This window comes from Marinobacterium sp. NO-S09 (assembly GCF_059179545.1).
This window is the reverse complement of the sequence record NZ_CP168954.1, coordinates 2,724,772-2,736,580: the sequence shown is the minus strand read 5'-3', so window position 1 is coordinate 2,736,580 and position 11,809 is coordinate 2,724,772. Positions and strand designations below refer to the sequence as shown.

The following is an 11,809-nucleotide window of genomic DNA, read 5'->3' as shown; positions in this document are numbered from 1 at the left end:
CCAGTACCTACTGCTATTGAAGATCGACAGGTCTGCTCTAAATGTATTAGAGGCAGTGAATATTATACTAGGCCGCTAAAAAAAAAGGCGACATGATTTGCATCATGCCGCCTTGGTTCAGACGCGTCTATGCCTTACTTATTGGACAGGCTGTAGACGTAGGCTGTGATCAGGTGGATCTTGTCATCAGACAGCAGGTCCTTCTGAGCAGGCATCACACCAGCGCGGCCTGCGCGAATAGTGTGTGCAATCTGCTTGAAGTCACCACCATACAACCAGATGTCATCAGTCAGGTTCGGCGCACCCAGTGCGTGCATGCCAGTACCATCCGGTGCGTGACAAGCGGTACACAGTGCCTGGAACTGTTTCTGACCGTTGGTTACATCAGTACCAGCAACGGCTTCTTTACCGCTCAGGGTCATGACGTAGCTGGCAACGTCGCGAACGCCGTCTTCGCCCAGAACATCAGCCCATGCCGGCATGCCACCGTTACGACCGTTGACGATGGTCTGCTTGATAGTGGCAGGCTCGCCACCGTACAGCCAGTCATTGTCGGTCAGGTTCGGGAAGCCGATGGCGCCAGTACCTGCAGAACCGTGACAAACGGAGCAGTTGTTGGCGAACATGCGCTGACCCATTTTCAAACCTGCCTCGTTTTCCGGCTTCTGCAGCTCTTCAATAGACAGAGTTGCATATTCCGCGAAAACAGGACGGTAAACCTCTTCGGCGTGCTGCATCTCGCGCTCCCACTGGTTGTGAGAGGTCCAGCCCAGCAGGCCTTTGAAGTTACCCAGACCGGGGTACAGCATCAGGTAACCCAGGCCGAAGATGACGGTTGCTACGAACATGTAGAACCACCACTGCGGCAGCGGGTTGTCAAACTCCTCGATACCGTCAAAGGCATGACCGACAGTTTCTTCGGTCGTTTCCTTGAACTTTTCGCTCTTGCGGGTAGCCAGCAAGAGCCAGGTGCAGCCGAAGATGACTGCCAGGGTAATCACGGTTACCCACGCGCTCCAGAAAGCACTCATTTGTCGTCTCTCCTGTTATGGGTCCCGTCGGTCCAGCTCTTCACGACTCCGCTTGTCCTGCTCGTCATCCTCGAAGGGCAGGTTGGAGGCTTCATCAAACCGCTTCTTGTTACCGGGCAAAAGCACCCAGATGAAGAGGCCGATGAAAGTGATCAGCATTATGACCGGTATGAAGGGACCATAAACCTCGTAACTCACTGAAAATTACCGTTTGTTGGTGTAAACAGAGTGCGTTTTACCCAGTGACTGCAGGTAGGCAACCAGAGCATCGATCTCGGTTTTACCCTGCACATCTTCACGGGCAGTGCTGATCTGTTCATCAGTGTACGGTACGCCCAGCTTGCGCAGTGTCTGCATCTTCGCTGCAGTGTCTTTACCGCTCAGCTTGTTCTCGAACAGCCAGGGGTAAGACGGCATCTTGGATTCAGGTACTACGTCACGCGGGTTGTACAGGTGAGCCTTCTGCCAGGCGTCGGAATAACGACCGCCGACACGCGCCAGATCCGGACCCGTACGCTTGGAGCCCCACAGGAACGGATGTTCCCATACGTGCTCGTTCGCGGTGGAGTAGTGGCCGTAGCGCTCGGTTTCAGCACGGAACGGACGAATCATCTGGGTGTGGCAGACGTGGCAGCCTTCCCGGATGTATACGTCGCGGCCTTCCAGTTCCAGCGCAGAGTAGGTGCGCAGGCCTTCAATCGGCTTGGTCGTAGAACTCTGGAAAAACAGAGGTACGATTTCTGCCAGACCACCACCGCTGATCACGATGATGATCAGCAGGATCATGAGGCCGATATTCTTTTCAATCGTTTCGTGTTTGATCATTGCTATCTGCTCCTCGTCTCAATCAGGCCGCTTGCGCAGAGGGTTCAGCTGCCTTGACGGAGCTGCCGCTGCGAACGGTCTGCCAAACGTTGAAGGCCATCAGCAGCATACCGGTCAGGAAGAACATGCCACCGATCCAACGCACCAGGTAACCCGGGTGGCTGGCTTCAAGCGCTTCGACGAAGCTGTAGGTCAGAGTGCCGTCTTCGTTAACCGCACGCCACATCAGACCCTGCAGGATACCGTTAACCCACATGGAGCAGATGTACAGAACAGTACCGATGGTTGCGAGCCAGAAGTGCGTATTGATCAGGCCAACAGAGTACATCTGAGCCTTACCGAACAGTTTCGGGATCATGTGGTATACGGCACCGATGGAGATCATCGCAACCCAGCCCAGAGCGCCGGCGTGTACGTGGCCAACAGTCCAGTCAGTGTTGTGAGACAGGGCGTTTACGGTCTTGATGGACATCATCGGGCCTTCGAAGGTAGACATACCGTAGAAGGACAGGGATACCACCAGGAAACGCAGTACCGGGTCGGTACGCAGCTTATGCCAGGCACCGGACAGGGTCATCATACCGTTGATCATGCCACCCCAGGACGGAGCCAGCAGGATCAGGGACATGACCATGCCGACAGACTGAGTCCAGTCCGGCAGGGCAGAGTAGTGCAGGTGGTGACCACCGGCCCACATGTAGGTCGCGATCAGCGCCCAGAAGTGAACGATGGACAGACGGTAAGAGTAGATCGGACGCTCGGCCTGCTTGGGTACGAAGTAGTACATCATGCCCAAGAAGCCGGCAGTCAGGAAGAAGCCTACCGCGTTATGGCCGTACCACCACTGAACCATCGCATCCACAGTACCCGGGTAAACGGAGTAGGACTTGGTCAGAGTGACAGGCATAGCCATGCTGTTGACGATGTGCAGGACTGCAACCGTAATAATGAACGCCATGTAGAACCAGTTACCCACGTAGATGTGAGACGTCTTGCGGTTCTTGACGGTGCCCAGGAAGACGATGGCGTAGCTGACCCAAACCACGGCGATCAGGATATCGATCGGCCATTCCAGCTCGGCGTATTCCTTGGCGGAAGTCAGGCCGAGCGGCAGGGTGACAGCAGCTGCCAGGATTACAACCTGCCAACCCCAGAATGTGAAAGACGCCAGAGCATCTGAGAACAGTCGGGTTTGACAGGTACGCTGTACCACGTAGTAGGAAGTGGCAAAAAGCGCACAGCCACCAAACGCGAAGATTACCGCGTTGGTGTGTAACGGACGGATACGTCCGTAGGTCAACCAAGGAATATCAAAGTTCAGTGCAGGCCACACCAGCTGGGCGGCGATCAATACGCCGACGCCCATACCGACGATGCCCCAGACCACCGTCATGATGGCGAACTGGCGCACGACTTTGTAATTGTAAGTCGGGTGTTCAGTTGCAGTGCTCATGTCAGGCTCTCATCAACAAGCTAATAGTAGTAAGAAGAGTTCCACCGGCAATTATCTTGGAATACCCAAGCTATTTCAATGAAATGAAACTTTTTGCTGCGGTTGATTGTCGCAGGCTTGATTTGGTGCAGTGGTTTTGAGGTCATATGGTGTCGCTTTTCATAATCTATTGAATTTCAATGATTTTTGCTTTTTCCAATGCAGGGTTCAGGTATGGAAAAAGCCTTTGTTAATGGCTTATACGGGGCCTAAGCCGGGTTCGTTTATTTTCATTTAATGTTTTGCTTGATATGGATCAAACGCGGGTTTGAGGCGGTTTTAAGCGTTGTCTTATCCATTGGAATAGTTGTTATTAGACTAAGGCATTACTATAGTTGCCCGCCTACTAATTGGAGGTCATATGGGACAATTGAACGCTGTTTTGCTGCACTGCCGAGGCGGTTTTGAGAAGGAGTGTGCCGCCGAGATAACGGAGCGCTGCGCCAGCGTGGGTGTCTATGGCTATCCGCAGTTCGAGCCGAGCCAGGGCTTTGTCATTTTCAATTGCTATCAGCCTGGCGATGCCGAAAAGTTAATGCAGTCACTGCCCTTTGAGCGGTTGATTTTTACCCGTCAATGGTTCGCATGCCTGCCGCAGATCAGCGATCTGCCTACGGGCGATCGTGTTACCCCCATGCTTGAGTGGGCTAAGCAACTGCCCCAGGCTGCGGAATTGATGGTTGAGGTCGCTGATACGACTGAAGGGCGTGAGCTCCAGGGCTTTGCGCGTAAATTTGGTTCAGCCTTGTCGCAAGGTTTGCGTCGAGAGGGGCTGTTACTGCCGCGCAAGCAGCGTTCGGACTGGCGCTGGCACCTGTTTGTACTGGATGGAAAAACATTCTGGTTTGGCGCGACCCGCGTGCGGAACAGCTCCCCTCTGGCGATGGGAATTCGTCGTCTTAAATTCCCCAAGGATGCGCCGAGCCGCTCAACCCTGAAGCTGGAAGAAGCCTGGCTGCACTTTTTACGCGGAAAGCAGCAACAGGAAAAGCTGGTGCCCGGCATGACGGCGGTCGACCTGGGGGCGGCGCCGGGTGGCTGGACCTGGCAGCTGGTACGCAAGGATATGCATGTGATTGCTGTCGATAACGGCCCCATGAATGATGATTTGATGGAAACCGGGCAGGTTGAGCATCGCCGCGAGGATGCGTTTACCTTCGCGCCTCCCAAGCCTGTTGACTGGCTGGTGTGTGATGTCGTGGATAAGCCTGCACGTGTTACCGAGCTGATGTTGCAATGGGCGCTTAACGGTTGGTGTCGTGAGGCGATGTTCAACCTCAAGCTGCCGATGAAAAAACGTTTTGATGAGGTTGAGAGCTGCCTGGCACACCTTGAGGAACAGTTGCACCTGGCGGGTGTTGGTTATCGTCTGCAGGCCAAGCAGCTCTATCACGACCGCGAGGAAATCACCTGCTGGTTATCATTGACCAGCTGAGTTTAATGACTGAACACGGTGACTTTTTCATCGGTCTCCAGCATCGGGTTGATCTGATCCATCATGTCACGGCGCTCATCTGAGCTTGCCCATCTGAGCCAATCGTTTTCGCTCCGGTAGGTGGCAAGAATGACGCGATGGTTCGGATCAGCGCTGTTATGCAGGGCTTCACCTGAGATAAAACCGGGGAAGTGCATGGCAGCCTGCAGGGTTTCCCGGGCAACGCGATCATAGTGTTCGCTCAGTTCTGAGGCTATATGACGCTCGATTAGAACACGAATCATCAGCTTACTCCTTGAGTGATGGTGTTTATATCAGGATAATCGCTTGTTGTGCCGGTGCAAGCCAGTTCCGGCCCAGGTGCGGTGCCCAGGCCCGCTTATATATATTTATAGTTGTGCAGTTCTGATGAAACAAAACGTCGATCACGAGCTTGATGCTACCGGGCTGTTATGCCCAGAGCCGGTCATGATGCTCCATAACAAGGTGCGCGAGATGTCGGCCGGTGAGCGGCTTAAGGTGACGGCGACCGATCCGTCTACCCAGCGTGATATTCCCAAATTCTGTACCTTCCTGGGTCATGCGCTGCAGGAGCAGCAAGTGGTCGAGGATGTTTATGTGTATGTGATTGAAAAAGGGGCTGACTGAGTGTCGGAACTTGAAAATCTGCAGACCAGTGTTGAGACACTGCTGCAGGAATGTGAACAACGCCTGGTGACTGTCGAGCAGAAAAGTCAGGCAAAACACCGGACAACAGAGAGTCAAACAGTGAACCAAAACGCCACCGGCAAGAATCGTTCCAAGAACCGTGCCGCCAACCAGGCAGCCCTTGAGCAGCTGATCGAAGCCTATCCGCAAACCTTCAGCCGCGACAACGTTCGGCCGCTCAAGATTGGTATTCAGGAAGACCTGATTGCTGATGAAAAACTGGCCCGTAACCGGATCAAGCGAGCGCTGGCCACCTATGTACGTTCCATCGCCTACCTCAAGTCTGTTGTTGAGGATGTTGAGCGCGTTGATCTCAAGGGTGAAGCCTGTGGCAAGGTTACGGCCGGAGAAGCGGAGCATGCTGCAGGACGCTTGAAGGAAATCCGTGATCAGCGTCGTGAGCGTCAGCAGGAAGAACGCCGCCAGGAACGTGAATCCCGCCAGAAGCAGAAAGAAGACCGCATGAACCGCAAGCTGGAAGCCTTGTTGAACAAAGGCGGTCGCTAAACGCTTGAAATCAGGGCGGGTCGCCTCCAGTTAAATGAGACGTGTCTCAGGAGGTTCCGCCATGTCTCGTCAGGTTCATCTCAGCTGTTGCCAATGTCTGGCAACAAACCGTTTACCCGAATCCCGTCTTGCCGAAGATCCAGCTTGTGGCCGCTGTAAGCAGCCCCTGATGACAGGGCAGCCACATGAGGTTGACGAGGCCGCTTTCGCCCGCATTGCCGCCAATACCGATCTGCCTCTGGTGATCGATTTCTGGGCCTCATGGTGCGGTCCTTGCAAAATGATGGCGCCCGTATTCGAGCAGGCCGCAGCCAGGCTTGAACCCGAGTGCCTGTTGCTCAAGGTCAATACGGAAGAATCCCAGTCACTGGCCGCCCGCTATGCGATTCGCAGTATTCCGACCCTGTTGATGGTGCATCAGGGGCAGGAGATCGCCCGGCAGGCGGGTGCCATGGATCTGTCCAGTCTGGAGCGTTGGGTCAGATCACACCTCTGACACTGATCCCAAGGCACTCGGCTGGCCATGCAAATAGCCCTGGGTGCCGTCAATCTTCATGCTCAGTAGAGTACTGCGCTGCGTCTCGTTCTCGACATGCTCGGCGTGTGCCTGGATTTCCAGACTGTGAGCCACGCTGATCAGGCTGCTGACAAAGAAGCGGTCTTCTTCGCTGTGGCTCAGATGGCGTACGAGTGAGCCATCAATTTTCAGATAATCCGGGCGCAGGGCGTACAGATAGCTGAAGCCGTTGGGGTGGGTGCCAAAGTTATCGACACCAAACTCCACACCCAGCCCCTGAAGTGAGTTACGCAATGACTGGATAGCGTCGAGGCGGGTGAGAATGGCTGTTTCGTTAACTTCAATGGACAGCCGTGCGCTGGCCGTGTTCTGCTCCAGCTTCTGCAGCAGCCAGTCGACAAATTCAGGCTGGCTTAGGGTCTGGTTGGCCAGGTTTACAGCCAGTCGTGATGGGGCGTCGTGTGTCAGCAAGTAGCTCAGTGCCCGCTCGACTACCAGTCGGTCAATGACCGGCAGCAAGTCCAGGTCGCGTGCTACCCCGAGGAATTCACCGGCGCTGCAAGGCTCGTTTTCCTGGTTCAGGATGCGGGCGAACACCTCTGCGTGCACTGGCTGGTTTTCATGGCTAACAAGCGTCTGTTGTTGCAGGAAAATCTGGCCGTTACCAATCACGTTGGCAACATGCTCCTGCCATTGCTCGGACCAGCCGCGCTGCGCCTGATGTTGGCTATAGAAAGCGATGGCTTCATTGCTTTCCTCTGCCTGATCTGCCGCGAATCGGGCCTGCGAAAGCAGCGTCTCGGTCTTGTCGTGACCCTCGCAGCTGCTAATGCCAATGCTGACTATATTGGGTTTGCCCTCAGTGTTGTTGAGCTGGGCATGCAGCGTATTGATCTGGTTGGCCAGTGGCTCCAGTTTTTGCTGCCAGATATCACGATTGCTGCGTCGTGCCAGCAGTACCAGTTCGGCGCCACCCATGCGACCGGTCACGTTGAAGCCAAGCTGTTTGGCTAGCTCGTCCAGCAAGCGGGCACTGGTTTGAATCAGATGGTTGGTGTTGTCTTCGCCCAGTTCCTTGTTGAGCTGTTGCAGGTTGTTCAGGCGAAGGCAGATCAGCGAGGCCGGTCCAAAATCCTGGCGGTATTCCAGGTGTTCGTTCAGCTGGGTCAGGGCGGCTTTGCGGTTGTTGAGCCCGGTCAGGGTGTCGCGGTAAGCGGCAGTACGCAGTGTCTCAATGTTACGGTTCTGCTCGTTGAACATATTCTCAACCTGGCGGACCATCAGGTTCATGGCGGTAACCACCCGGCGCAGTTCGCGGGTTTTGGGCAGGTTGGGTTGCTCTATATACTCCCGTCGGGCCAGAGCCATTGCCTGATGCTCAACACCACGCAAGGGGCTGAGCAGAATGCGCAGGAGTCCCGAGAGCACCAGTGCCGCGAGCAGCGATAGTGCGGCTGAAAGTACCAGCGCGTTGCGTACGCCGAGCCAAAGCTGTTCGTAGGCATAGCCGGCACGGCTGCGGATATGAATGCTGCCGACCTGCTGCCAGTTGTAGGCGATATCGCGGGTTTTGGTCGGTGGTGTAATGGGAATCAGCTGAATGAACCACTCAGGCGCATCAATGTTGGCAGAGCTGTCGAATTGCTTGCTATAGAGTGCCTCGCCAGATCTGTCCAATACATCAATCCGCTGATAAAAACCGCTGTCGAAGATAGCGTTGACCGCAGTTTCTACCGTAGCAATATCGCCTTTCTGCATGAATGGAGCCAGGTAGAGGCCCAAATGGGTGGCTCCGTCCTCAGCGTGGGATTCCAGCTGGGTAACCAAAGTGTTGCGTGAGCTGTCCGACAGGATATACAGGGTGCTGATCGCCAACCCGAGAATAACGGCAATTACGGTCGTAATGATCTGGTTGGTCAAAGACATCTGAATGCTCCTCGGGCTAGTTCAGGTTGACAGCGTTCTGTTCAATGCGGGATTGCAGTTTGACCCAGGGTTTAAGCTTGTTTGAGGTGCCTACCAGCTCTGCTCTGCGTCCTTTTTTGCTCACCCAGAGACTGTCACCATTAAAAGTGTACACGTGAAGCAGGTCCGGGCGCTGGTTGGCGGGACGAATTTCGCCAATAAGGTTGTCCAGTACGACCGGCATGGCACTGGGGTCAGAATAATAGGTCAGCACCATGTGCGCCTGGTTAAGCTCCAGTGCCTTTACGTAGGCAATGCTCATCTTCTCCTCGGACACGCCCAGAGCGCGCAGTGTAAAGAACTTGGCGATTGAAAAGTCTTCGCAATCGCCGCCGTTACTGATGAGAAATTCAACCGGGGTTGCCCAGTAATCTTTCTGTTTCCAATGCACGATATCGTCGATGAAGCGCACCTGGTTGAAAAAACGGTTTACCACTTGCAGCTTTTCGTCTTCGGGCAGGTGGGCGCTGTCGCGGATCAGGGCTTGCCAGGCACGCAGGCGCTTGGCGGCATCCTCTCCATAGACCTTGCGATACTCTTCAATCTGGCTTTCGCTCAGGCGTAAGGCCGAGGTTTCTACGGCGGTGGCAATGGCAACGACCAAAGCCGCTGCCATGCCCAGCAGTAACGCAATGCCAGGCCATGAAAGTCGATGTGAAGGGGGGGAAGCAGACAAAAGCGCTCTCCATTACGCTATTGGCCCTATGATGAAAGATAAAGGGGGCAGGTACAAGTCATGCCGAGGGCATCATGCCGCAATGCCCCAGCATGCGCTGCCAGCTTTTGGTGTGGCGATCACGCGCTTCAATGTAGCTTTGCCACAGGCTGGTATCGCCCAGCAGGGTGGCGGAGAAATAGTCTTGTAGCTGAGGTGTCAACGGCAGGGTTTCGGCCAGTGTTTGCCAATGCGTGCGCCAGCGCTGGCCATTACGGTGTACGGCTGACATCCATGGCTGCAGCTGTCCAGCGTAATACCGCTCAAAGACGTTGCGCATGATCTGCGCCTGAGGGGTGGGCTTGCGATTGAAGCATAGCGGGCGTTGTTCAAGTCGCTGTTCCAGGGCATCAGCGGTCTGATCCAGTGTCTGGGTCAAATAGCTCAGGCTTTTTAGCCAGCTGGCACCAAAAGGGGTGCGGTAGAGTTGTGCGTAGCTCTGTTCCAGCTGGTCGATATTGTCCGGTACAGGCCAGTCCGAGCGCTGAGTCAAATCAGCCAGGTGTGCGAGGCGCTGCAATGCCGGTTCTACATGGGTGTAGGTCTCGAGGGTGGTTATATCGGCTGCTGCGGCGTTGAGCGAGAACTGCTGCTCGATCTCTTCGGTAGCAAAAACCGCGTTGGCTACGATGCCAGGCAGATTTTTCCGTTTGGTCGTCTCGATTTGGGTAAGACGTTGCAGCAGTTGCTGGTCGCTTTCGTCAAGAGGGGGCTGCTGGTTGCTTAACGTTTGTATGCATTGGCGCAGGGGCGGCAGAAAGCGCATTTCATAAATCAAACGTTGGCTATGCCCGGCAAGCTTGCCCAGCGAGCTGTTGCGCTCGCCGATCAGAGTCAGCAGTCCGCAGCGTCGCAAGTCCAGCACGTCCAGCAAGCCTTCGCGGATATCATCAACTGGCTGAATGCGGTCGCGCTTGGCGGGGTATTGGGGGAGGTTGTCGACGAGGCTGAGTTCTACGTCAAATTCAATGGCGTTTCCTACACGAGAGGCGTAGTCATGCAGGCGTTCAGTGACTGGATCCTGGCTACATCCGCTAAGAGTGGTCAGCAGGCACAGCAGAACGATGTAGCGCATGGCGGGAAATCCTCAGCAGTCGTGTACCCAGGAGTACGGCGCCAACGCTAAGCCCGATCAACAGTCCATACCAGAGACCGGCTGCCCCCAGGGCAGGGGTCAACCAGTCGGTGAAACCGAGTGTATACCCGACTGGCAGGCCGATAACCCAGTAGGCAATGAAAACCATGACCAGGGGGATGGCGGTATCCTTGTAACCACGCAGTGCACCGGCGGCGCTGACCTGAAGAGCATCGGAAAACTGGAACACGGCTGCAATGCTGATCAGAGTGATGGCCAGGGTGCTGATGGCCGTGTGGTCAGTGTAGAGGGATACAATCTGGGGGGCCAGCAGGAACGACAGGGTGCAGCTGAAAGCTGCAATGCAGAGCGTAATCAGGGTGCCAGTGGAGGCGGCAAAGCGGGCTGCGGCAGGGTCCTTTGCGCCGACCAGGTGGCCTACGCGAATGGTCAGCGCCATGGCCATACTGAGCGGAATCATGAATACCATGCCGGTGTAGCTGATGGTGATCTGGTTGGCGGCAATGACGCTCTCGCCCTGAGGGGCCAGGATCAAGGCCAGTACGCAGAACATGCTTACTTCAATCAGCAGGGATACGCCGATGGGTACGCCCAGCTTCAGCAATTCCTTGATTGAGGCCAGCGAAGGTCGTTGCCAGTGGCTGAAAACCTCCAGGGGGCTGAAAAGGGGGCTGTGGCGAAGATAGCCCAGGCCAGTCAATAACATGACCCACATCACAATCGCCGTGGCATAACCGCAGCCGACACCGCCCATGGCGGGAAGGCCCAGCTTGCCGAAAATCAGGACATAGTTCAGCGGGATATTGAGTAAGACGCCAAGAACGGCAATGCGCATGGCAGGGTGGGTTTTGCCATATCCCTCTGAGAAGCTGCGCACCACCTGATAAAGGAGGAAGGCCGGGAAGCCCCAGCTTACGGCATCGAGATAATCCTGGGTTTTGGTATAAAGCCCCGGTTCCAGCTGTAGAAGATCGAGTATGGGGGATGCATTGCGCAGCAGGAAAACGCCAATGCCTCCCATTAGTAATGCCAGCCAGCAGGCCTGCTGAAAGGTGTGTCGTGTTGCATGGCTTCGGTTTGCACCCACCAGGTGGGCAACAGTGGGCGTTGTGGCCATGAGGATGCCGGCAACAGCGAGAAACAGTGGGAGCCAAAGGCTGCTGCCCAATGCGATGGCGGCGAGGTCTTCAGGCCCTGCTTGCGCTGACATCAGAGTGTCGACGAAGGTCATGGAATTCTGCGCCAGCTGAGCCACCATAATGGGCCAGCCCAGACGGAGAAGCTGGATGATTTCTGCGCTGCGTTGCGGGCTTATCACTGACACTTGATTAAATCATACCCTTGGCGATCTTGGGTGCAGGAGCCTTTTTCCCAAGCCAGGGGTTGGCTCTCACCATTCATGTGAGTGCGGCAAGGATAAGCTGCTGCAGGCCTGAGTGCAATGATAGCTGTCTTATAGGATGAATAAGTGTTTGTAATCAGGCACAAACGAAACGGGAGCCAGAAGGCTCCCGTTGT

13 protein-coding genes are annotated in these 11,809 nt (G+C 55.3%); 4 read left to right on the top strand and 9 right to left on the bottom strand.

Features of this window, described 5'->3' with window-relative positions:
* Positions 1 to 134: 134 nt before the first annotated feature.
* The 4 genes from ccoP to ccoN are packed head-to-tail and all read right to left on the bottom strand — an operon-like array spanning position 135 to position 3,309.
* A complete protein-coding gene (gene ccoP / locus O3C79_RS12715) occupies positions 135 to 1,031 on the bottom strand; it encodes a cytochrome-c oxidase, cbb3-type subunit III (RefSeq protein WP_010324313.1) in 897 nt (298 codons plus the stop codon).
* Positions 1,032 to 1,046: 15 nt separating this feature from the next.
* Positions 1,047 to 1,229 carry a cbb3-type cytochrome oxidase subunit 3 gene (locus tag O3C79_RS12710; RefSeq protein ID WP_029511232.1) on the bottom strand — a complete coding sequence of 61 codons (183 nt, stop codon included), beginning with the start codon at positions 1,227 to 1,229 and terminating at the stop codon, positions 1,047 to 1,049.
* Positions 1,230 to 1,235: 6 nt separating this feature from the next.
* The gene (ccoO, locus tag O3C79_RS12705; RefSeq protein ID WP_010324315.1) at positions 1,236 to 1,856 is read right to left on the bottom strand and encodes a cytochrome-c oxidase, cbb3-type subunit II; all 621 of its coding nucleotides are present in this window, start codon (positions 1,854 to 1,856) and stop codon (positions 1,236 to 1,238) included.
* A gap of 22 nt (positions 1,857 to 1,878) precedes the next feature.
* Positions 1,879 to 3,309 (bottom strand): cytochrome-c oxidase, cbb3-type subunit I, encoded by a 1,431-nt coding sequence (ccoN, locus tag O3C79_RS12700; RefSeq protein WP_010324316.1) that lies wholly within the window; start codon positions 3,307 to 3,309, stop codon positions 1,879 to 1,881.
* Between the two features lie 400 nt (positions 3,310 to 3,709).
* Here ccoN and rlmM point away from each other — a divergent pair, with 400 nt between their 5' ends.
* Complete coding sequence (gene rlmM / locus O3C79_RS12695) at positions 3,710 to 4,783, top strand: 23S rRNA (cytidine(2498)-2'-O)-methyltransferase RlmM (RefSeq protein WP_494383390.1); 1,074 nt, start codon at positions 3,710 to 3,712, stop codon at positions 4,781 to 4,783.
* A gap of 2 nt (positions 4,784 to 4,785) precedes the next feature.
* Here the strand turns inward: rlmM and O3C79_RS12690 are convergent, their stop codons facing one another.
* Positions 4,786 to 5,067, bottom strand: a complete 282-nt coding sequence (locus O3C79_RS12690; protein WP_010324318.1) for an antibiotic biosynthesis monooxygenase family protein — start codon at positions 5,065 to 5,067, stop codon at positions 4,786 to 4,788.
* 124 nt (positions 5,068 to 5,191) lie between these two features.
* Here O3C79_RS12690 and tusA point away from each other — a divergent pair, with 124 nt between their 5' ends.
* The 3 genes from tusA to trxC all read left to right on the top strand — a co-directional run bounded on the left by tusA (position 5,192) and on the right by trxC (position 6,494).
* Positions 5,192 to 5,431, top strand: a complete 240-nt coding sequence (gene tusA, locus O3C79_RS12685; RefSeq protein WP_494383389.1) for a sulfurtransferase TusA — start codon at positions 5,192 to 5,194, stop codon at positions 5,429 to 5,431.
* Positions 5,432 to 5,998 carry a ProQ/FINO family protein gene (locus O3C79_RS12680; protein ID WP_076461437.1) on the top strand — a complete coding sequence of 189 codons (567 nt, stop codon included), beginning with the start codon at positions 5,432 to 5,434 and terminating at the stop codon, positions 5,996 to 5,998.
* Between the two features lie 61 nt (positions 5,999 to 6,059).
* Complete coding sequence (gene trxC, locus O3C79_RS12675; protein ID WP_494383388.1) at positions 6,060 to 6,494, top strand: thioredoxin TrxC; 435 nt, start codon at positions 6,060 to 6,062, stop codon at positions 6,492 to 6,494.
* Here trxC and O3C79_RS12670 read toward each other — a convergent pair.
* From O3C79_RS12670 to O3C79_RS12655, 4 genes are read right to left on the bottom strand one after another with little or no spacing between them, the layout of a single operon-like run.
* Entirely contained in the window at positions 6,483 to 8,441 is a 1,959-nt protein-coding gene (locus O3C79_RS12670; protein ID WP_494383387.1) for an EAL domain-containing protein, read from the bottom strand. The genes trxC and O3C79_RS12670 overlap by 12 nt on opposite strands.
* 16 nt (positions 8,442 to 8,457) lie before the next feature.
* Positions 8,458 to 9,156, bottom strand: a complete 699-nt coding sequence (locus O3C79_RS12665) for a transglutaminase-like cysteine peptidase (RefSeq protein WP_237708663.1) — start codon at positions 9,154 to 9,156, stop codon at positions 8,458 to 8,460.
* 58 nt (positions 9,157 to 9,214) lie between these two features.
* Positions 9,215 to 10,270 carry a DUF3080 family protein gene (locus tag O3C79_RS12660; RefSeq protein WP_494383386.1) on the bottom strand — a complete coding sequence of 352 codons (1,056 nt, stop codon included), beginning with the start codon at positions 10,268 to 10,270 and terminating at the stop codon, positions 9,215 to 9,217.
* Positions 10,230 to 11,615, bottom strand: a complete 1,386-nt coding sequence (locus O3C79_RS12655) for an MATE family efflux transporter (protein ID WP_494383385.1) — start codon at positions 11,613 to 11,615, stop codon at positions 10,230 to 10,232. Before O3C79_RS12655 ends, O3C79_RS12660 begins: the two co-directional genes overlap by 41 nt.
* Between the last annotated feature and the right edge of the window lie 194 nt (positions 11,616 to 11,809).

Excerpts from the sequence above, each read along its gene's own strand:
- ccoP (WP_010324313.1), bottom strand. The coding sequence starts at position 1,031 with ATGAGTGCTTTCTGGAGCGCGTGGGTAACCGTGATTACCCTGGCAGTC.
- ccoO (WP_010324315.1), bottom strand. The coding sequence starts at position 1,856 with ATGATCAAACACGAAACGATTGAAAAGAATATCGGCCTCATGATCCTG.
- ccoN (WP_010324316.1), bottom strand. The coding sequence starts at position 3,309 with ATGAGCACTGCAACTGAACACCCGACTTACAATTACAAAGTCGTGCGC.
- rlmM (WP_494383390.1), top strand. The coding sequence starts at position 3,710 with ATGGGACAATTGAACGCTGTTTTGCTGCACTGCCGAGGCGGTTTTGAG.
- O3C79_RS12690 (WP_010324318.1), bottom strand. The coding sequence starts at position 5,067 with ATGATTCGTGTTCTAATCGAGCGTCATATAGCCTCAGAACTGAGCGAA.
- tusA (WP_494383389.1), top strand. The coding sequence starts at position 5,192 with ATGAAACAAAACGTCGATCACGAGCTTGATGCTACCGGGCTGTTATGC.
- trxC (WP_494383388.1), top strand. The coding sequence starts at position 6,060 with ATGTCTCGTCAGGTTCATCTCAGCTGTTGCCAATGTCTGGCAACAAAC.
- O3C79_RS12670 (WP_494383387.1), bottom strand. The coding sequence starts at position 8,441 with ATGTCTTTGACCAACCAGATCATTACGACCGTAATTGCCGTTATTCTC.
- O3C79_RS12660 (WP_494383386.1), bottom strand. The coding sequence starts at position 10,270 with ATGCGCTACATCGTTCTGCTGTGCCTGCTGACCACTCTTAGCGGATGT.